Origin of the sequence: Burkholderia sp. AU33803 (assembly GCF_002223095.1) — a bacterium.
Lineage (GTDB): Bacteria > Pseudomonadota > Gammaproteobacteria > Burkholderiales > Burkholderiaceae > Burkholderia.
Map to the genome: position 1 here is coordinate 1,649,060 of NZ_NKFJ01000004.1, position 20,453 is coordinate 1,669,512.

Below are 20,453 nucleotides of genomic sequence, written 5' to 3' on the forward strand. Positions count from 1 at the left end.
AACGACCGATATTACAACATACGGAGTGGGACGGGAGAAAAGCAGGCGTCGCGTGGGCGACTACGGCGCGGCAAACAGGCGCACAAAACGAAAGTGCCCGCACGCGGCGGGCACTTTCGTTCGTTTGGCGGAGCGGACGGGATTCGCCCACATGCTGCAGGCCGCGGCTGCGCTTGCAGGCGCCGCTAAACGCAAATGAAAAAGCCCGCACAAGGCGGGCTTCTTCATTTTCTGGCGGAGCGGACGGGACTCGAACCCGCGACCCCCGGCGTGACAGGCCGGTATTCTAACCGACTGAACTACCGCTCCTTGGTCTGGCTGAATCAGGAAACTGGTGGGTGCTGAGGGGTTCGAACCCCCGACCTACGCCTTGTAAGGGCGCCGCTCTACCAGCTGAGCTAAGCACCCGTTTCCGATTCGTTCTGGCTGCGATCTGCGTTTCGGCATCAACAACCAGCGAGCCCGCAAGTTTAATTCATCCCCGATCATTTTGCAAAGCCCCGGCGCGAATTTTTTAAACGCTCGCGCACACGATTCGGCCATGCATAAAAAAACCCGCGGCCATGCCGCGGGTTTCGTGAACAACCGTCAGGAACGACGATGTCCCGATGCTTAGTGCTTGACGAATTCCGTCGAGCCGGCATCCTTCGCCGCATCGGCGACCGGTGCCGCCGCCTTCGCCTCTTCTTCCGGCGGAAGCGGGGTCGGCGAACGCTCGAGCGCGAGTTCCAGCACCTTGTCGATCCAGCGGACCGGCACGATCTCGATCGCGTTCTTCACGTTGTCCGGAATCTCGGCGAGATCCTTCACGTTCTCTTCCGGGATCAGCACGAGCTTGATGCCACCGCGATGCGCGGCAAGCAGCTTCTCCTTCAGGCCACCGATCGGCAGGACTTCACCACGCAGCGTGATTTCGCCCGTCATCGCGACATCGGCACGCACGGGGATACCCGTCAGCACCGACACCAGCGCGGTCGTCATCGCACCGCCTGCGGACGGACCGTCCTTCGGCGTCGCGCCTTCCGGCACGTGGATGTGGATGTCCTGCTTCTCGAACGCTTCGTCCTTGATGCCGAGACGACGCGAGCGCGAGCGCACGACCGAACGTGCCGCCTCGACCGACTCCTTCATCACGTCGCCGAGCGAACCCGTACGGATCACGTTGCCCTTGCCCGGCATCACCGCGGCTTCGATCGTCAGCAGATCGCCACCGACTTCCGTCCACGCGAGGCCCGTCACCTGACCGACCTGGTTTTCCTTCGCCGCGAGGCCGAAGTCGTACTTGCGTACGCCGAGGAACGTATCGAGGTTTTCGCCGTCGACCTTGATCGCGCCCGATGCCTTCTTCAGCAGCAGCATCTTCACGACCTTGCGGCAGATCTTCGACACTTCCCGCTCGAGCGAACGCACACCGGCTTCACGCGTGTAGTAGCGGATGATGTCGCGGATCGCCTGCTCGGTGACCTCGATCTCGCCTTCCTTCAGCCCGTTGTTCTTCTTCTGCTTCGGCAGCAGGTAACGCTGGGCGATGCTGACCTTCTCGTCTTCCGTGTAACCCGACAGGCGGATCACTTCCATCCGGTCGAGCAGCGGCGGCGGGATGTTCAGCGAGTTCGACGTCGCGACGAACATCACGTCCGACAGGTCGAAGTCGACTTCGATGTAGTGGTCGGCGAACGTGTGGTTCTGTTCCGGATCGAGCACTTCGAGCAGCGCCGACGACGGATCGCCGCGGAAATCCATGCCCATCTTGTCGACTTCGTCGAGCAGGAAGAGCGGATTGCGCACGCCGACCTTCGTGAGGCTCTGCAGGATCTTGCCCGGCATCGAACCGATGTACGTACGGCGGTGGCCACGGATCTCAGCTTCGTCACGCACGCCGCCGAGCGCCATCCGGACGAACTTGCGGTTCGTCGCGCGGGCGATCGACTGGCCGAGCGAGGTCTTGCCGACGCCCGGAGGCCCGACGAGGCACAGGATCGGCGCCTTCACCTTGTCGACGCGCTGTTGGACCGCGAGATACTCGAGGATACGTTCCTTCACCTTCTCGAGGCCGAAGTGATCCTCGTCGAGCACCTGCTCGGCGTTCGACAGGTCGTTGTTGACCTTGCTCTTCTTGCGCCACGGCAGGCCGATCAGCGTGTCGATGTAGTTGCGCACGACGGTGGCTTCCGCCGACATCGGCGACATCAGCTTCAGCTTCTTCAGCTCGGCGTCGGCCTTCTTCTTCGCTTCCTTCGGCATGCGCGCGGCGTTGATGCGCTTCTCGAGTTCCTCGAGATCCGCGCCCTCTTCGCCTTCGCCCAGTTCCTTCTGGATCGCCTTGACCTGTTCGTTCAGGTAGTACTCGCGCTGGCTCTTTTCCATCTGGCGCTTCACGCGCCCGCGGATGCGCTTTTCGACCTGCAGGATGTCGATCTCGGCTTCGAGCTGCGCGAGCAGGTGCTCGAGGCGCTCGATGACCGGGAACATCTCGAGGATGTGCTGCTTCTGGTCGAGCTTCAGCGGCAGGCGCTCGGCGATCATGTCGGCGAGGCGGCCTGCTTCGTCGATGCCCGACAGCGACGTGAGGATCTCCGGCGGGATCTTCTTGTTCAGCTTCACGTACTGGTCGAACTGCGACACGATCGCGCGGCGCAGCGCTTCCGTTTCAGCGCTGTCGGCGTGATCGGGCTCGAGCGGCATCACTTCGCAGGAGAATTGCGTTTCCTGCTCTTCGATCGACAACGCCTTCGCGCGCTGCAGGCCCTCGACGAGCACCTTCACGGTGCCGTCCGGCAGCTTCAGCATCTGCAGGATGTTGGCGATACAACCGACCTCGTACATGTCCTTTTCGGTCGGTTCGTCCTTGGCCGCGGTTTTCTGGGCGACGAGCATGATGTGCTTGCCGCCTTCCATCGCTGCTTCGAGGGCCTTGATCGATTTCGGCCGGCCCACGAAGAGCGGAATCACCATGTGCGGGAAAACGACGACATCCCGCAGCGGCAGCAGCGGGAGCGTGATGCGTTCCGGCGGGAGAAGTTGGGTGCCTGACATTTCATTTCCCCATGAGTGGAATCAATTGTTCGGTAATTGAGGCCGCCACAACGAATTGCAAGCCTTCAAGTGCGGGAAATATTCGGTAAGAAAGTAACCACCGCGTGTCGAGTCAGAGTTACCCACAAGATAAACGAAAAAAAGCCGCCCACGGTCTCATGAACGGCCTTTTTCGCAGAACATCGTCGGCAAGCCGGTCAGTTCGAACCCGCCACCTTCGGCGTGTCCTCGTAGATCAGCAAAGGCTTGCCGTCGCCATCGATGACGTTCTCGTCGATGATGACCTTGCTGACCCCTTTCATCGTCGGCAGCTCGTACATCACGTCGAGCAATGCCTGTTCGATGATCGAACGCAAACCGCGCGCGCCGGTCTTGCGGCGGATCGCCTTGCGGGCGACTGCCTGCAGTGCGCCCGGCCGGATCTCCAGCTCGACGCGCTCCATCGCGAACAGCTTGTGATACTGCTTGACGAGCGCGTTCTTCGGCTCGACCAGGATCTTCATCAGCGCGGCTTCATCGAGCTTGCCGAGCGTCGCGACCACCGGCAGGCGGCCGATCAATTCGGGGATCAGACCGAATTTGATCAGGTCTTCCGGTTCCGTTTCGCGCAGCACCTCGCCCGCGTCGCGTTCCTGCTTGCTCTTGACCGTCGCGCCGAAGCCGATACCGGTTTTCTCGGTACGATCGGTGATCACCTTCTCGAGGCCGTCGAATGCACCGCCGCAGATGAACAGGATGTTGGTCGTGTCGACCTGGATGAAATCCTGGTTCGGGTGCTTGCGGCCGCCCTGCGGCGGCACCGACGCCATCGTGCCCTCGACGAGCTTCAGCAGCGCTTGCTGGACACCCTCGCCCGACACGTCGCGCGTGATCGACGGGTTGTCCGACTTGCGGCTGATCTTGTCGATTTCATCGATGTAGACGATCCCGCGCTGGGCCTTGTCGACCTCGTAGTTGCAGTTCTGCAACAGCTTCTGGATGATGTTCTCGACGTCCTCGCCGACGTAGCCGGCTTCGGTGAGCGTCGTCGCATCGGCGATCACGAACGGCACGTTGAGCAACCGCGCGAGCGTCTGCGCGAGCAGCGTCTTGCCGGAGCCCGTCGGGCCGATCAGCAGGATGTTGCTCTTCGACAGCTCGACGTCGTCCTTCTTGTCGAGATGCTTCAGGCGCTTGTAGTGGTTGTACACGGCCACCGCGAGGATCTTCTTCGCACGTTCCTGGCCGATCACGTACTGATCGAGGATGTCGCGAATTTCCTGCGGGCTCGGGAGATCCGACCGGGACAGGCTGGCCTCGACGCCGGCGGCAGCCGCCTCGTCGCGAATGATTTCGTTGCAGAGGTCGATGCATTCATCGCAGATGAACACCGACGGGCCCGCGATGAGTTTTTTCACCTCATGCTGGCTCTTTCCGCAAAACGAGCAATACAACAGCTTCTCGCTGTTCGAACCTTTTTTGTCCGCCATGAATGTAGAGCCTCCGGACAGGTAAATGACATGATACGCCGATTGCTCCGGACGCCGCGCCTAGGGCGCGACCGGAGCCGGCTGGATGCGCTTGCCGCAGATGCTCAGGGCACTCGGGACGTTTGACGGCGCCGCCCGAATCGGGGCGGCACCCCGTTTAAGCTCACGGACGCTTCAGCAGCACCTGATCGATCAGCCCGTACGCCTTCGCGTCCTCGCTCGACATGAAGTTATCACGATCGGTGTCGCGCGCGATGCGCTCGACGTCCTGGCCCGTGTGCTGCGCGAGCAACTGGTTCAGCCGCTCCTTCAGGTAGAGGATTTCGCGTGCCTGGATCTCGATGTCGGATGCCTGGCCGCGTGCGCCGCCGAGCGGCTGGTGAATCATCACGCGCGAGTTCGGCAGCGCGAAACGCTTGCCCTTCGCACCCGACGCGAGCAGGAACGCACCCATGCTGGCCGCGAGGCCCATGCACAGCGTCGACACGTCCGGCTTGATGAACTGCATCGTGTCGTAGATCGCCATGCCGGCCGACACCGACCCGCCCGGGCTGTTGATGTACAGGCTGATGTCCTTGTCGGGATTCTCGCTCTCGAGGAACAGCAGCTGCGCAACCACGAGGTTGGCGGTCTGGTCGTTCACTTCGCCGACCATGAACACCAGGCGCTCCTTCAGGAGACGCGAGTAGATATCGTACGAACGCTCGCCGCGGCCGCTCGTTTCGACGACGATCGGCACCAGCCCCAGCGCTTGCGCCTCGAAACCCTGCGGCGCGTTCGAAGCAAGCATGTCCAGCAATTCAGCGCGAGTGATCATTCAATGAACCTTGTTCGAATGGAAAATTGAACGGAAGGAAGCCGCCCGCTCAATCGCCATATTAATGGCAACCGTGCGCTTGACGTAAAAACGGCGTGCGGGCCGTCGCTCCGACAGCCGGCACGCCGCTAGAGCAACACTTACGCTTGCGCCGATGCGCTCGCGAGTGCTTCGAAGCTCACTTCCTTGTCCGTCACCTTCGCCTTGCCCAGCACGAAATCGACGACGTTGCTTTCAACGACGAACGCTTCCATCTCGGCGAGGCGCTGCTGGTTCGAATAATACCAGCGGACCACTTCCTTCGGGTCTTCGTAGCTCTTCGCGAACTCGTCGACTTCCGCGCGGATCTGTTCCGGCTTCGCCTCGAGGCCGTTCGCCTTCACGAGCTCGGCCAGCACGAGGCCCAGCTTCACGCGACGTTCTGCCTGCTCCGTGAACATCTCGGCCGGGATCGGTGCGTCCTTCGCGTTCGGCACGCCGCGCTGCGCCAGATCCTGGCGAGCCATTTCGACGAGGCGTTGCTGATCCTGCTCGATCAGCGCCTTCGGCACGTCGAGTTCGGAAATCTTCAGCAGCGCGTCCATCACCTGGTTCTTGACGATCGACTGCGTGCGGCGCTTCGCTTCACGCTCGAGGTTTTCCTTGATCTCGGCGCGCATCTTCGTGAGATCGCCGTCTTCGATGCCGAGCGACTTCGCGAATTCAGCGTCGATTTCCGGCAGGTGCGGCCACTCGATCTTCTTCATCGTGACCGTGAACTGCGCCGTCTTGCCCGCGACGTCCTTGCCGTGGTAGTCCTCCGGGAACGCCAGGTCGAACGTGCGCGATTCGCCGACCTTCAGGCCCAGCGCCGCGGTTTCGAATTCCGGCAGCATGCGGCCTTCGCCGAGCACGAACGGGAAATCTTCAGCCGTGCCGCCCTGGAACGCGACGTCGTCGATCTTGCCGACGAAGTCGACCGTCACGCGGTCGCCGTTCTTCGCTGCGGTGTCCGCGCCGCCGTCGCCGTGCTCGCCGGCTTCGCCACGTGCGTGGTAGTGCACGCGCTGCTTGCGCAGGATGTCCAGCGTGCGGTCGATTTCGGCGTCGCCGATCGACGTCGTCGAGCGCTCGACTTCAGCCGTCGCCAGATCGCCGATCTTGACTTCCGGGTAGACCTCGAACGTCGCGTCGAACGCGTATGCACCTTCAGCCTGCTCCTGCTTCGGCTCGAAGCTCGGCTGGCCAGCGACGCGCAGGTTTTCCGCGCGGCTGATCGTGAAGAATTCCTGGCCGATCTTGTCGCTCAGCACTTCCGCCTCGACCTGACCCGCGTACTGTTGCGCGACCATCTTCACCGGCACCTTGCCCGGGCGGAAACCCGGCATGCGCACGGTCTTTGCGAGTTTCTGGATACGGGCGTCGATTTCCTTCTGCACGGTGTCTTTCGGCAGGGAAATCGTCACGCGGCGTTCAAGCTTGCCGAGGTTCTCAACAACGTTAGCCATGGCTTCAATCGTCCTAAAATTATTCGAGCGAATCGGGTTTTCCTTGCCGTGCCTGCCTGCGGCGTGATGTGTGTCACATCCACTCGCCGCGCCGGAGCGCCACGCCATCCCTGCACGCGCCGGATGGCTAGCGCAAGCGGCTCGGAGCACGGCTTTGGCCGGAAGAATCGACTATTCTAGCAAACAATTTTCATCACACCGCCAGATCGGCGCGACGCGCCTGCGTCCGCGCCGCGTCAACCGCCCTTTGCACGGCAATGCAAGCGGATCGCCGCTATGCCGAACGCCGTATCCACCACGGGCCCGCCATCCTGTAAGCTCCAATTGAGAGGTCGCCGCCGTCGCGGCCCCAATATTCGTCACACCAATCACGCCTTCCGGAGACACCATGCCGCAACACCCGTCCGCGCCTGTCGTCGTCATCGCGCCCGATTCGTTCAAAGGCTCGCTTTCCGCCGAGCAGGTCGCGGACGCGATCGCCACCGGCATCCGCCGCGCCCGGCCCGACGCCGTCGTGCGCTGCTGCCCGATGGCCGACGGCGGCGAAGGCACGCTCGACGCGATGCTGGCAGGCGGCGGCACGCGGCGCACGCTGCGGGTGGCCGGCGCGTCGCTCGCGGCACGCGATGCGGCGGTCGGCGTGATCGATGCGCGCACCGCGATCGTCGAGACGGCCGAGATCGTCGGCATTACGGATCCGGTCGGCATGAGCGTGCCGGTCGACGCGCGTAGCACGCGCGGGATGGGCGAGGCGATCCGCACGCTGCTCGACGAAGGCGTGCGCCGCTTCTTCGTCGCGCTCGGCGGCAGCAGCACCAACGACGCGGGCGCCGGGCTGCTCGCGGGCCTCGGCCTGCAGTGCTTCGACGCGGCCGGCCAGCCGGTCGAGCCCGTGCCGTCGCGGCTCGCCGACATCGCGCACATCGACGCGTCGGGGCTCGACCCGCGCCTGAAGGAAACGGAATTCATCGGCATGTCCGACGTCGACAACCCGCTGACGGGCGCGCACGGCGCGACCGCCGTGTTCGGCCCGCAAAAGGGTGTGACGCCCGGGCAGGTTGCAACCCTCGACGCCGCCCTCGCCCGCTTCGCCGACCTCCTCGAAGCCGCGCTCGACCGTCGCGGCCGCGACTTGCCGGGGGCCGGCGCGGCAGGCGGCCTCGGTTTCGCGCTGCACATGCTCGGCGCGCAGTTCGAAGCGGGCGCCGAAGTGGTCGCGCGGCAGGTCGGGCTCGATGCGGCGCTCGCCGGCTCCGACTGGCTGATCACCGGCGAAGGCCGCTCGGACGTGCAGACGCTGCACGGCAAGGCGCCGTTCATCGCGTGCCGCCACGCGCAGGCCGCCGGCGTGCCCGCATCGCTGCTGTCGGGCGCGGTCGACCCGGCCGCGCTGCCGCGCCTGTCCGAACATTTTTCCGGCTGCTTCTCGCCGGCTCCCGGGCCGATCACGCTCGACGTCGCGATCCGCGACGCGGCCAATCTGCTCGCGAACGAAGCGGAGCAATTGACACGCCTGAAGTACGGCGCACACTGACCGTTGACCCGAGCGCGCGATACAGGAACAATCGGGCCCGCCCTTTTTCTTCAGGATTCGACATGAAAGGCCGTCAAGCCGGGCTCGATCAGTTTCTGACCTATCGCCTCCATGCGCTCACGAAGCGCTCCGACCGCGGGATCGGCGAGGTGTACCGGCACAAGCTCGACATCTCGCTGCCCGAGGCGCGCGTGATCGCCGCCGTCGGCGCCTTCGGCCCGTTCTCGATCATGGATCTCGCGCGCCACACCAATCTCGACAAGAGCCAGGCGAGCCGGGCAGCCGAGGCGCTGCTGCGCCAGGGGCTGCTCGAACGCAGCGCAAGCGAGGAGGATGGCCGGATCGTGCTGATCGCGCTCACCGCCGACGGCCGCGCGCTGCATCGCAAGATCATGCCGATCGTGCGCAAGTGGAACGACGGCTTGCTCGCGTGCCTGTCCGACAGCGAACGCCAGACGTTCGAACGGCTGCTCGACAAGGTCGTCGCGCACGCGACCGAGCGGGACGACTGAACCGCGACACGGGCACGGCGCCCGCAGGTTTGATCCGACGAATTTGACGGGCCGCCCCGGTCGCCTCATCGGCGACGCGGGCGGCCCGCTTTGCGTCATGCGGCGCGTCGCGATGCAAACGGACTGCAGCGCTCCGTCTCGCCGGCGTCGCGCATGCAGCGGCCCCGCCCGCGCTACAGCCCGCTATTCGCCGCGCGCTGGCGCAGCAACCCGAGTACCGCGTCGCAATACGGGGTCGGCACACCGAGCTTGCGCCCGAGTTCAGGGAACACGCCGAGGATTGGCCCGATCTCGAGCGCGCGCCCCGCTTCGAAATCCTGCAGCATCGACGTCTTGAACGCGCCGAGCTTGCGCGTGACCGCGATCCGCTCGGGCCCGCTCATCCCCGTCGACAGACCGAGCTTCGCGCCGATCGCGGCCGCCTCCTCCATCATCCGAAGCGCGAGATCCTGCGTGAACGGATCGTCGAGCAGCTGCTCGGCCGTCGACCCCGTCAGCGCGCTCAGCGGATTCATGTTCATGTTGCCCCACAGCTTCGTCCAGATCTCGGTCCGGATCGCGGGCGTCGACTCGACGTCGAAACCGCCCGCCGCGAGCGCCGCGGCAAACCGGGCCGTGGCGACGTCAAGCCGCGGATCGGGCGCACCGACGATCAGCCGGTTGCCGCGCCCGCGGCGCACGATGCCGGGCGCATCGGTACTCGACGACAGATGCACGACGCAACCGATCGCCTGCGCGGGTGGCAACGCCGCCGACACCGCGCCGGCCGGATCGACCGCATCGAGCGGCACGCCGTCGAGCGCGCCTGCGAGCCCGTGCGTGAACCACCACGGCAGCCCGTTCATCGCCGCGACGATCACGGTGTCCGGCCCGACCAGCGGCGCGATGCGCGCGGCCAGCGCCGGCAACGCCTGCGCCTTCAGGGCGATCACCACGTAGTCCTGGACCCCGAGCGCGGCCGCATCGTCGCTCGCCCGCACCGGAACCGACGATGTCTCGCCCGCCTCGTCGATCACACGCACGCCATGCGCATTCAGCGCGTCGAGCGTCGCGCCGCGCGCATACGCGCTCACGGTCATGCCGGCCCGCGACAGCGCGGCCGCGAGCAATCCGCCGATCGCGCCGACCCCGACCACCGCCGCGCGCACCGACCCTGAATTCGTGTCGTTCATGATGAAATTCCGTCTCCTGGGAACTGACGAGCATAGCGCTCAATAGTTGCGGACACAACCATTCGCGCGACCGCATGCAACGTGCGGCAGTCGTGCGACTCAGCGCAACTCAGCGCGGCTCGCCATCGGCTTCCACCGGCTCGTCGTGGGCCGCGCTGCCCGTCGCGCCGAGCACGCCGGCGATCTGGCTCTTGTCGTGCATGCCGAGCTTGCGGTACGCGCAGCGCAGGTAGTGGCGCACGGTCGTCGGCGAAATCGCCATCTGTTGCGCGACTTCCTTGTGCGAGCGCCCGGCGCCGTAATAGCGGATTGCCGCGAGCTCGCGCGGGCTCAAGCGGTCGAGCAGCGAGCGCGGCCGCGCCTCGATCTGGAACAGCCCCGCAACCGGCACGCACTGGATTCGCAGCGCGTCGCCGACGAACGGTTGGCCCGGCTGTCGCCGCAAATGCGCGACGAGCGGCTCCGGCACGCGTGCACCGGCCCATGCCGGCCATTCGGTGCGCAGCACGTCGTCGAAACCGTGATCGGCGTGGTGAAGCACGCCGAAGTTGTCGCACAGTGCACGCGCCGCCGGTGCGACCGTTTCACCGCGTTCGCGCGTGAGCTGCGCGGCGCGATTGATCGTCAGCGCCGCCGCGAGATGCGGAATCACTTCCTCGAAGCGGCGTGCATCGTCATCGCTGAACGGGCGATTCAGGCCCTGGCGATAGATCGACATGAACGTCGTCAGGCCGAACCGGCGATCGAGCGTGCACACGCACATCAGTTGTGCGAGCCCGTACTTCACGCACCAGTCGCGAAACCGGGCATCGAGCCCCGGTTCGACGACCGACAACCGCACCGCATGGCCATACGCGCCGCGCAGCGTGCGGCGCGCGAGCGGGTCGCAATCGCGCACGCGCTTCCAGTCGCTGAAGAACGCGTGCGGCAGACGGTACAGGAAGCTGTTGTGCATCACCGGGCCGGTCGGCACGTGGGTCGCGACGCCCGTCCATGCGGCGTCGAACGGGATGAGCGCCTGCAACAGCGAAAAGAACCGGTATTCGAATTCGCCGATGCCGGACCGGGCAGCAACCGCGTACAGGTCGAGCAGCATCAGCCCGAGTTCGCGCTGCGATGCGTCGCCGCGCGTGACGCCGTCGAAATCGGCGCGCCGGCCCGGCAGCGGCGGCCACGCGAAGTCGTCGAGCACGATGGCGGCCGGCACGTCACGCAGCGCATCGAGATCCTGCCCGAAATCCGTCGTGATCCTCACCTTCCGCTCCCCTGCCCGATCCGGGCTGCTGATGTGCGCAACGACACCGGCCGATTATAGCGATCGGCTTTTTTGACGGGCCACGGTTCCGGAACGGGCGCCAGCCCCATCCATTTGAACGGTGCACGGCACGTTGCTGCTCCGCAGCACGCCGCGCGACGGCTACTCGCCGCTTGCGTGCCGCGCACCCCGGGGTTTCCACCCCGTTCATCTGTACGACTGTTCGACGGTTTTCCCGCTGCGGACACTGCGTCGCGACAACACCAACGACACACCGATGCAGGACGGTACGGAGAACCCCACGTGACGAAACCCCGCTTCCTCCGCACGGCCGCGGCCGTCGCGACATTTGCCGCGTGCGGCGCTGCCGCGCACGCGCAGTCGAGTCTCACGCTGTACGGCGCGCTCGACGCCGGCGTGCAATACCTGACGCACGCCGACGGGCACCACTCGGCCGTGCAGTTGCAGAACTACGGCATCCTGCCTTCGCAGATCGGGCTGAAAGGTCACGAAGATCTCGGCGGTGGCTGGCGTGCGCTGTTCAAGCTAGAACAGGGCCTCAACCTCAACGACGGCACCGCGACCGTGCCCGGCTATGCGTTCTTCCGCGGCGCATACGTCGGCATCGCCGGGCCCGTCGGCACCGTCACGCTCGGCCGGCAGTTCAGCGTGCTGTTCGACAAGACGCTGTTCTACGACCCGCTCTGGTATGCGTCGTACAGCGGCCAGGGCGTCATCGTGCCGCTGAACGCGAACTTCATCGACCACTCGGTCAAGTACCAGTCGCCGACGTTCGCCGGCTTCGACGTGGAGGCGCTTGCCGCGACATCCGGCGTCGCCGGCAATACACGCGCCGGACGCGTGCTCGAACTCGGCGGCCAGTTCACGAGCAACGGCCTGTCGGTCAGCGCGGTACTGCATCAGGCTCACGGCGATGTTTCGGCGGCCGACGACACGTCGGCACGCCGCCGCGAACTCGGCACGCTCGCCGCGCGCTATGCGTTCGCCGCACTGCCGCTCACCGTCTATGCAGGCGTCGAACGCCTGACCGGCGACCTCGACGCGGCACGCACGATCGTCTGGGGCGGTGCGCGCTACCAGATGTCGAGCGAGATCGGCCTGAACGCGGGCGTCTACCACACCGACTCGCGCACGCCGGCAATCGGCCACCCGACGCTGTTCATCGCGAGCACCACGTACGCGCTGTCGAAACGCACCGTCGCCTACGTGAACCTCGGCTACGCACGCAACAGCGGCCAGAGTTCGCAGACCGTCTACGAATACGACCCGACGCCGCTCGCCGGCGCATCGCAGTTCGGCGCGATGGTCGGCATGTACCACCTGTTCTGATTCCCCACACGAGAACCCGCCATGAAAACCCTTTCACCGGATGCAGCACTCCCGTCCGACGGCCGCGCATCGACCTTCGCGCGCTCGACGCTCGTCGCGCTCGTCGTGTTCGCGGCCATCACGCCGCTGCTGCTGCTCGTGGCACCCGCCGTCGCGGGCCAACTCGCGACGCAGCTCGGACTGTCCGCGTCGCAGATCGGCACTTACTTCTTCGTCGAACTCGGTGCGTTCAGTCTCGCAACCGTGCCGTCGTACCTGTGGCTCGGCCGGGTCGACGCGCGCCGCGTCGCCGCATTCGCCATCGCGCTGTTCGGCGCGGGCAACCTGCTGACCGCACTGTGGATGCCGGGTTTCGTCGCGCTGCTCGCGCTGCGCGCCGTCACCGCGCTCGGCGGCGGCTCGCTGATGGTGCTCTGCATGACGAGCGCCGCGACGAGCGAGAACAGCGACCGCGTGTACGGCCTGTGGGTCGTCGGCCAGTTGATTGCGGGGGCAATCGGCCTGTTCGTGCTGCCGCATGTGTTCGCGGCGTTCGGGTTGCGCGCGCTGTATATCGCGCTCGCCGCGCTCGCGCTGTTCGCGGCGCCGCTGTCGCGCGGCTTTCCGTCCACGCTGGGCACGCGGGCCGCACCCGCGCAGAACGCGCGCAACGCTGCAGAGCAGACACCGCAAAGCTTCGTCATGCTCGCGATCGGCGCGGTGCTCACGTTCTATCTCGCGATCGGCAGCGTGTGGACGTTCGCAAGCCGCGCCGCGACCGAAGCCGGGCTCGATCCGCAGTCGACCGGCAACGTACTCGCGATCGCAAGCGTGATGGGCATCGCCGGTGCGGCGCTCGCGTCGTGCGCAGGCGGCCGGCTCGCGCGGCGCGCGATGCTCGCGGTCGGTTACGCGTTGCTGGCGGCCTCGCTCGTCGCGCTCGCGGTGATGCGGCATGCCGGCGGCTACAGCGCGGCGATCTTCGCGTTCAAGTTCGCGTGGACGTTCGTGTTGCCGTTCATCCTCGCGACCGTCGCGCAGATCGACACGTCGGGCCGCCTCGTGGCCACGCTCAATTTCGTGATCGGCGCGGGCCTCGCGGCCGGCCCGTTGCTCGCCGGGCTGATGCTCGACGCCGGCGGCACGATGCGCGTGCTGTTCACGGCCGCGACGGCCGTCGCGATCGTGTCGTTCGCCGCGTTGCGCCACATCGACCGCCGCACGCGCGCCTCCATTTCCACCCACCCGTGACAGGTCACGCACATCCATGAATCGCACTGCCTTCTTCACCGACGAACGCACTTTCTGGCACACCGGCGGCACGCACGCGCTGTTCTTCCCGGTCGGCGGCTGGGTCCAGCCGCCGTCGAGCGCGGGCTACGCGGAATCGCCCGATTCGAAGCGTCGCTTCCTGTCGCTCGTGCAGGCCTCGGGCCTGGCCGCGCAACTCGACCTGCGCGGCGCCGCGCCGGCCTCGACCGCCGACCTGCTGCGCATTCATCCCGCGCACTATCTCGACGCGTTCCGCGCACTCAGCGACGCGAACGGCGGCGACCTCGGCGATCTCGCGCCGTTCGGCAAGGGCAGCTTCGAGATCGCCGCGCTGTCGGCCGGACTCGCGATCGCGGCCGTCGATACGGTTCTCGGCGAACGTGCGGCAAACGCCTTCTCGCTGTCGCGGCCGCCCGGCCATCACTGCCTGCGCGACCGCCCGATGGGTTTCTGCCTGCTGGCGAACATCCCGATCGCGATCGAGGCCGCCCGCGCGAAACACGGCATCGAGCGCGTCGCGGTGATCGATTGGGACGTGCACCACGGCAACGGCACGCAGTCGATCTACTACGACGATCCGGACACGCTGACGATCTCGCTGCACCAGGATCGCTGCTTCCCGCCCGGCTACAGCGGCGCCGACGACCGCGGCGAAGGCGCAGGCGTCGGCGCGAACCTGAACGTGCCGCTGCTCGCGGGCAGCGGCGACGATGCATATCGCTACGCGTTCGAACGAATCGTGCTGCCGGCGCTGGAGCGTTTTCGGCCCGAGCTCATCATCGTCGCGAGCGGGCTCGACGCAAGCGCGGTCGATCCGCTCGCGCGCATGCAGTTGCATACCGACAGCTACCGGTTCATGACGCGCGCGGTGAAGGAGGCTGCGCAACGCCATTGCGGCGGCCGGCTCGTGATCGTTCACGAAGGCGGCTATTCGGAGGCGTACGTGCCGTTCTGCGGGCTCGCGATCGTCGAGGCGCTGGCGGGTGTTCGCACCGACGTCGCCGATCCGATGCTCGACCTCGCGATCGCGCAGCAGCCGGGTGCGCGGTTCGTTGCGTTCCAGCGCGAATTGCTCGACGAACTGGCTACGTCGTTCGGGTTGTAGCGCGCGCCGGCGGACGCGACGAGGGCCGGCCGGCGCCCGCCCTCTTGCGCGATCGATGCGGATGGGGTTTCCTGTGCCTTTATCCCCGTTCCGGCCCGAAGCCGCACTCTTCCGATGAAATCGTCCCCGCGCGATCACAATGACGATGCCAAGACGCGCCGCCAGCCTTCGAAGCTGGTCCTGAACATCGCCGCCGTGACGGTCGGCCTCATCACGTTCGCGATCGGCGCCGCGTGGGTGATCTATAGCTGGGTCGTCGATCGCGAAGCGCAATATTTCGCGATCCCGCTGGTGTTCTCGGTGCCGGTGATCGTGGCGGTCGCGATCCGGAGCTTCTGGGAATAAGTGCGCGTCAAATGACGCAGCGCCGCGGGTCGGGCGACGCGCGGCGCTGGGTGCGTGGCTTGTTTCAGATGAAGCGGGAATTCCGGCGGTGCGCTTGCGGGCCGGTCACAGGCCCGGGCGCGCGCACGGATTGGGGGCAGCTCCCTGATATCCACCCGTGACGGCGCCCAGCGCGGCGCCGGCCAGCGACGTGCCAAGCGCTTTCAGCACGTTTTCCGTAGAGAACGTGTCGCCGCTCGACATCACGCGCGCCGAATACGCGGAGCACGCCGACGACGTCGATGCAACGGTCTGCAGGGGCCGGGCGCTCCACGCAATGTTCTCGGCCGGCGTATTGGCAAAGGCCGGCGCGACCAGCATCAGCGCCAGTACGGAAATCGGAATGCGTACGTTTTTCATCGTTGGTCCTCGGCGTAATTGTGTTTCTTATAGGGGAAGCGAACACGATATTACACGCGGCACGAATATTCGCGCACCGCTTGCTCGGCTCGCGTGCCGGGAGCCGCACCGACATCAACAAAAAAGCGCTGCGGTCAATCGACCGACAGCGCTTTTGGGTGAACGGCCCCTGACTGAGGCGCATTCGACTTCTGGTGCGTGAGGCCGGACTCGAACCGGCACACCCTTGCGGGCGTCAGGACCTAAACCTGGTGCGTCTACCAATTTCGCCACTCACGCGCATTTCTGTCGCCTGACCACGCGGCACGAAAGATGCGTGACCACGCGCCCGGGACATCGCGCCGGCTTGCAACCGGCACGCCCGATCAGGCGAGCGCGAGATTCTACCCGATCCGCGCGGGCTTGTCTCGCCCCTGCCGGCACCCGTCGTGCAGCGGTGCTAGAATGCCGCGCTCGACGTTTCGGCACCGCGCCGCCGCGCGTCCCCCGAACCCGCCCCCCACACGATTCCGCCCGTGAACTTCGACGACTACTGCCAGCAAAAGGCCGCCCCTGCGGGCTCCAGCGTCTACTACGCACTGCGTCAGGCGCCGCACGCCACGCAGCCGCGCCTGACCGCGCTGTTCGCGCTGCGCCGTGAACTCGAGGAAACCGTCAAGGAAACCAGCGACCCGACCGTCGGACACACGAAGCTCGCGTGGTGGCACAAGGAACTCGCGGCGCTGGCCAACGGGCAGCCGTCGCACCCGGTCACGAAGGCGCTCGCGCAGCATCATCCGGCGATCGCCGCCGAGGCCGATGCATTGCGCACGCTCGTCAACGGCTACGGGATGGATCTCGAACAGGCGCGCTACCTCGATCTGGCGAACCTGCAGCGCTATATCGCGCAGGTCGGCGGCACCTTCGCGTCGCTGGTCGCGCGCGCCAGTTCGGCAAACCCGGCGGACCCGCAACCGTGGGCCGCGGATGCCGGCCGCGCGCTGATGCTCGCGCAGTTCGTGCAGGATCTCGGCAACGATGCACGCCACGGCCGTATCTACCTGCCGATCGACGAACTGCAGCGCTACAACGTGACCGCGGCCGATTTGCTGAACCGCCGCTACAGCCCGGCCTTCACCGAATTGCTGCAATTCCAGACGGCCCGCGCGCGCGAAGCACTCGTGGCCGCCGAAGCGGCGATCCCGGCATCCGAACGCCGCGCCCAGCGCACGCTGCGCGCGCAGATCGCACTGGCTGGCTCACTGCTCGACGAAATCGAGCGCGACGGCTACCAGGTGCTGCATCAGCGCATCGCGCTGACGCCGATCCGCAAGCTGTGGATCGCGTGGCGCGCCGCGCGCCGCCGCTGATCCCCAGCCTCACGCCTTCAACAACGGCAGCGTGTCGAAGCGCTGCTGCAGCACGCGCGTCGAATCGAGCCCCCACCACGGCCCGAGCACGGTCGCGTAGAGCTGGCGGAAATCCACCGCGACCGGCAGGTTGCCGTTGCCGTCGAGCCGCCCGAGCGCCGGCGGCGCACCGTACAACCCGCCGGCCACGCGGCCGCCCATCACGAAATGCGGCGCGGCCGTGCCGTGATCGGTACCGTTACTCTGGTTCTCGCGCGCGCGCCGCCCGAATTCCGCATACGTCATCACGAGCGTCTGGTTCCAGCGCCCGAGTTCGATCAACGCGCCGCGCATCGCGCTCATCCCTTCCGCGAACTGCTTGAGCAGCGCGGCCTGCTGCCCCGGCTGGTTCTGGTGCGTATCGAAGCCGTTGAGCGTCAGGCGCAGCACCGCGACACCATCCTGCGCACCCGGCCCGGACGCTTCGCACGCGGCCAGCACCTGCATCGCGGTCTTGACCGACGTGCCGAACGCACCGGCCGGAAAGGCCGTCTTGAATTCACGCATCCCGCCGCGCGGACGCAGCCGGTCGGCCGCCTTCACGATGTCGTTTTCGACGTCGATGATGTGGGCGAGCGCGGGGTTCTGTTCGCGCAGCGACGACGGCTCGGCAAGCCGGGCCGCACGAATGAACTGCGCGGGATTGACGAGCGCGATCGCACGCGCACCGTTCGAGAGCGGCCCCATCTCGGCACTGCCGAGCACGACGCCGTCGGCCGCGAAACCGGGCGGCACGGGTGCCTGCGCGAACGTGCGCGTCAGCCAGCCTTCGTGCAGATATTGATCCGAGCGCGACGCGGTATCCCAGATCTCGATCGAGCGGAAATGCGACAGGTTCGGCTGCGGATAACCGACGCCCTGCACGACCGCGACCTGCCCGTCGCGCCACAGCGGCATCAACGGCGCGAGCGAAGGATGCAGCCCCGTGCGTGCGTCGAGTTGCAGCACCTGCTCGCGCTTGATGCCGATGCTGCGGCGGAACTGGTAATACAGCGGGTCCGCATACGGCACCACCGTGTTGAGGCCGTCGTTGCCGCCCTTCAGCTCGACGAGGATCAGCACGTTCGCGTACCCGGCCGCCGATGGGCGCCCCGCCTGCGCCACGGAAGCCGCCATCGCAGGCGCCTGCCACATCGACACGCCGGCCGCGGCCGCGGCGCCCGTCAGCGTCAGAAAATCACGTCGGTTCATCGCGCATCCTTTGGTTCGCCACCCGGCATCGTTGCCGCACCGGCGCCCCGCTTCATCGTCGTTCGAATCATTTCAGTTGATAGGCCGGATCCATCAGCAGCGCCTCGAGATACGCGCTGCCGGTCGAATCCGTGTCGATTGCCGCGACCGGCGACAGCTGCAGCACCGCATGTTGCAGTTGAAGCTCGGTCGACAAACCCGCGATCGCCTGCGGCCGCGCGCGATATTGCGCAAGCCAGCGCTCAAGGTCGAAACGCAGGCCGGCGCGCGCAGGCTTGGCAGGCGTTGCGTGCATGCCGGCAGCGGATGCCGCCTCGACTACCGGCATCGCATGCGCACGGGCATTCGGCGGCGGCACCATCGCATGCGCCGGCGGGTGCATGCCGGCCGTCTCCGTCGCGCGGAACAGTTGCTCGACGAACTGCTTGCGCGCGAGCAGCGTGGTGCTGTTGATCCATAGCGCGCCGCCCGGCCAACCCTTCACGTTCGGCGGATAGAACAGGTTCTGCCCGAGCGTGCGCACGGTGTTCGCGAGCATCTGCGGATCGCCGTATGACACGTCGAACAGCCGCACCGACCCGACGACGAATTCCGCCGGCGACTTGACGAGCACGCCGCGGTTGCGCGGATCCCAGAAGGCGTCGGTCGACCACAGCGCGGCGAGCGCCGTGCGAATGTCGTAGCCGCTCGAACGAAACCGTTCGGCCACCGCATCGAGCGCAGCCGGATCGGGCGTATCCGACACGAACTCGCGCCACAGCTTGGCGGCGATGAAACGCGCGGTACCGGGCCGCTTCAGCAGGATGTCGAGGAAGCCGTCGCCGTCGAACGGCCCCGTTTCGCCGAGGATCGTCTTGTCGCCGGCGTCGTGCAGATCCGGCCGAACCTCGAAGCGATACGTATCGGGATCGACCGTCCAGCCCGTCATGGCACGCGCGGCTTCGGTCACGTCGTATTGCGTGTAATGCCCTTCGCCGAGCGTGAACAGCTCCATCACCTCGCGCGCGAAATTCTCGTTCGGGCGCCCCTTGCGATTGCTCGCACCGTCGAGGTACTGCAGCATCGCCGGATCCTTCGCGACCGCATGCAGCAGCACGCCGAAGTTGCCGAGCGCCTCGCGGCGAAACAGTGCGTTCTGCGCCGCCATCGTCTGCGGGTAAGGCACCTTGTCCTGCCCCGACGTGAAGTGGCCGTGCCAGAACAGCGTCATGCGCTCGGTGAGCGGCGACGGCGTGACGATCATCTCGTTGACCCACGCCGCGCGCAGCGCATCGTACCGAACGTTGCGCTCGCGCTGCTCGTCGCGCCGCATGTCGGGCGTCAGCGCCTGGCGCTGCGCGCGCGTCGGCGGCAACTCGGCGATCCAGTCGGGCCAGGTCGTGACGGGGTCGCGGCGAACGTTGCCGAGCGTGTCGGCCACGACTTGCGCACGCGTCATGCCGACGACGCGCGCGACATCGGCGGGCGCGGGAGAAAAACCGGTACGACTCAGGAAAAACAATGCATCGTCGGCGTCGAGCGGCGACTGCATGGCGGGCGACGGCGCCGGTGCGGCAGCGTTCGCTTTCATCGTCATGGACTCCCGGAGCGCACCGGCGGTGCGGATGCCGGTACAACGGCAATCGGCAGGCGAAAGTTGACGGAAAAATTGCTACGAAACTTTTCCGCGCGGTGAATTCCGTGCAGGGAGAAAGACGACGTGTCAGCGCTTGTACAGCTCGCGAACGGCGTCCTCGATGTGCTGGCGCAAAAGGTGGCGTTCCTCGGGCGTCATGTGCCCGTCGCGGCGGCGCTGTTCGAGATCGGGAGGCACGGCGGAACGGACCGTCATCTCGGCGGTACGATCGGACTGCGGCGCTTTGCCGCGCGGCAGCTTGCGCGACGATGCGCCCTGCTCGGGGCGCTGCGCATACGCGAAGTTCGACGCATACGGACCGGCAAGCGCGATCGTCAGCATCAGTGCAATCCGGGCAGATCGCATGACCGTCCTCGCTTCTTTGGTCGATTTGTTCCCTTCGTCACGCGGCAACCGGCTACCTCTGGTACTTGAAAAACCCTGCGGAATTCGGGTGTGCAAAGATGAATGATGGAGTGCAGGGGAGTATCTACCGAATTTCGGCTTCGAGTAAAGGAATCTCTATA

At 66.3% G+C, this 20,453-nt stretch carries 17 protein-coding genes and 3 tRNA genes; 7 read left to right on the top strand and 13 right to left on the bottom strand.

The window, feature by feature from the left end:
• Positions 1-232 precede the first annotated feature (232 nt).
• From CFB41_RS10130 to tig, 6 genes are all read right to left on the bottom strand, one after another.
• A tRNA-Asp gene (locus tag CFB41_RS10130) sits at positions 233-309 on the bottom strand.
• Positions 310-332: 23 nt separating this feature from the next.
• A tRNA-Val gene (locus CFB41_RS10135) sits at positions 333-408 on the bottom strand.
• Between the two features lie 204 nt (positions 409-612).
• Positions 613-3,036 carry an endopeptidase La gene (gene lon / locus CFB41_RS10140; RefSeq protein ID WP_011352361.1) on the bottom strand — a complete coding sequence of 808 codons (2,424 nt, stop codon included), beginning with the start codon at positions 3,034-3,036 and terminating at the stop codon, positions 613-615.
• A 197-nt stretch (positions 3,037-3,233) separates the two neighbouring features.
• The gene (clpX, locus tag CFB41_RS10145) at positions 3,234-4,505 is read right to left on the bottom strand and encodes an ATP-dependent Clp protease ATP-binding subunit ClpX (RefSeq protein ID WP_006489345.1); all 1,272 of its coding nucleotides are present in this window, start codon (positions 4,503-4,505) and stop codon (positions 3,234-3,236) included.
• Between the two features lie 163 nt (positions 4,506-4,668).
• Entirely contained in the window at positions 4,669-5,322 is a 654-nt protein-coding gene (gene clpP, locus CFB41_RS10150) for an ATP-dependent Clp endopeptidase proteolytic subunit ClpP (protein WP_010092137.1), read from the bottom strand.
• A 140-nt stretch (positions 5,323-5,462) separates the two neighbouring features.
• Positions 5,463-6,809: a trigger factor gene (tig, locus tag CFB41_RS10155; RefSeq protein WP_089440301.1), complete on the bottom strand. Its 1,347-nt coding sequence runs from the start codon at positions 6,807-6,809 to the stop codon at positions 5,463-5,465.
• Positions 6,810-7,197: 388 nt separating this feature from the next.
• Between tig and CFB41_RS10160 the strand changes: the two genes are divergently transcribed.
• Together CFB41_RS10160 and CFB41_RS10165 are read left to right on the top strand one after the other, a co-directional pair.
• Positions 7,198-8,343: a glycerate kinase gene (locus CFB41_RS10160; protein ID WP_089456380.1), complete on the top strand. Its 1,146-nt coding sequence runs from the start codon at positions 7,198-7,200 to the stop codon at positions 8,341-8,343.
• Positions 8,344-8,405: 62 nt separating this feature from the next.
• Positions 8,406-8,855, top strand: coding sequence for a MarR family winged helix-turn-helix transcriptional regulator (locus CFB41_RS10165; protein WP_039367176.1), 450 nt, complete (start codon positions 8,406-8,408; stop codon positions 8,853-8,855).
• Positions 8,856-9,028: 173 nt separating this feature from the next.
• Here CFB41_RS10165 and CFB41_RS10170 read toward each other — a convergent pair whose 3' ends face one another.
• On the bottom strand, positions 9,029-10,027 hold the full coding sequence (locus CFB41_RS10170) for a 2-dehydropantoate 2-reductase (RefSeq protein WP_089456381.1): 999 nt from the start codon (positions 10,025-10,027) through the stop codon (positions 9,029-9,031).
• Between the two features lie 109 nt (positions 10,028-10,136).
• Positions 10,137-11,282 carry a helix-turn-helix transcriptional regulator gene (locus CFB41_RS10175; RefSeq protein ID WP_089456382.1) on the bottom strand — a complete coding sequence of 382 codons (1,146 nt, stop codon included), beginning with the start codon at positions 11,280-11,282 and terminating at the stop codon, positions 10,137-10,139.
• Between the two features lie 303 nt (positions 11,283-11,585).
• On the opposite strand from CFB41_RS10175, the gene CFB41_RS10185 reads away from it, so the two are divergent.
• From CFB41_RS10185 to CFB41_RS10200, 4 genes are all read left to right on the top strand, one after another.
• Positions 11,586-12,632 (top strand): porin, encoded by a 1,047-nt coding sequence (locus CFB41_RS10185; protein WP_089456384.1) that lies wholly within the window; start codon positions 11,586-11,588, stop codon positions 12,630-12,632.
• Positions 12,633-12,653: 21 nt separating this feature from the next.
• A complete protein-coding gene (locus tag CFB41_RS10190) occupies positions 12,654-13,862 on the top strand; it encodes an MFS transporter (RefSeq protein WP_089456385.1) in 1,209 nt (402 codons plus the stop codon).
• 16 nt (positions 13,863-13,878) lie between these two features.
• Positions 13,879-14,988 (top strand): class II histone deacetylase, encoded by a 1,110-nt coding sequence (locus CFB41_RS10195; RefSeq protein WP_089456386.1) that lies wholly within the window; start codon positions 13,879-13,881, stop codon positions 14,986-14,988.
• 114 nt (positions 14,989-15,102) lie between these two features.
• Positions 15,103-15,333, top strand: coding sequence for a hypothetical protein (locus tag CFB41_RS10200; protein WP_089440309.1), 231 nt, complete (start codon positions 15,103-15,105; stop codon positions 15,331-15,333).
• A 105-nt stretch (positions 15,334-15,438) separates the two neighbouring features.
• On the opposite strand, the gene CFB41_RS10205 is transcribed toward CFB41_RS10200, so the two are convergent.
• Both CFB41_RS10205 and CFB41_RS10210 read right to left on the bottom strand, forming a co-directional pair.
• A complete protein-coding gene (locus tag CFB41_RS10205) occupies positions 15,439-15,732 on the bottom strand; it encodes a hypothetical protein (RefSeq protein WP_089456387.1) in 294 nt (97 codons plus the stop codon).
• A 192-nt stretch (positions 15,733-15,924) separates the two neighbouring features.
• Positions 15,925-16,011, bottom strand: a tRNA-Leu gene (locus CFB41_RS10210).
• 236 nt (positions 16,012-16,247) lie between these two features.
• Here CFB41_RS10210 and hpnD point away from each other — a divergent pair.
• Complete coding sequence (gene hpnD, locus CFB41_RS10215; protein WP_089456388.1) at positions 16,248-17,081, top strand: presqualene diphosphate synthase HpnD; 834 nt, start codon at positions 16,248-16,250, stop codon at positions 17,079-17,081.
• Between the two features lie 9 nt (positions 17,082-17,090).
• On the opposite strand, the gene CFB41_RS10220 is transcribed toward hpnD, so the two are convergent.
• The 3 genes from CFB41_RS10220 to CFB41_RS10230 form a co-directional block, all read right to left on the bottom strand.
• A complete protein-coding gene (locus tag CFB41_RS10220) occupies positions 17,091-18,311 on the bottom strand; it encodes a DUF1501 domain-containing protein (RefSeq protein WP_089456389.1) in 1,221 nt (406 codons plus the stop codon).
• Positions 18,312-18,378: 67 nt separating this feature from the next.
• Positions 18,379-19,881, bottom strand: coding sequence for a DUF1800 family protein (locus tag CFB41_RS10225; protein WP_089456618.1), 1,503 nt, complete (start codon positions 19,879-19,881; stop codon positions 18,379-18,381).
• A gap of 132 nt (positions 19,882-20,013) precedes the next feature.
• Positions 20,014-20,292 carry a hypothetical protein gene (locus CFB41_RS10230; protein WP_011352385.1) on the bottom strand — a complete coding sequence of 93 codons (279 nt, stop codon included), beginning with the start codon at positions 20,290-20,292 and terminating at the stop codon, positions 20,014-20,016.
• Positions 20,293-20,453: the final 161 nt, after the last annotated feature.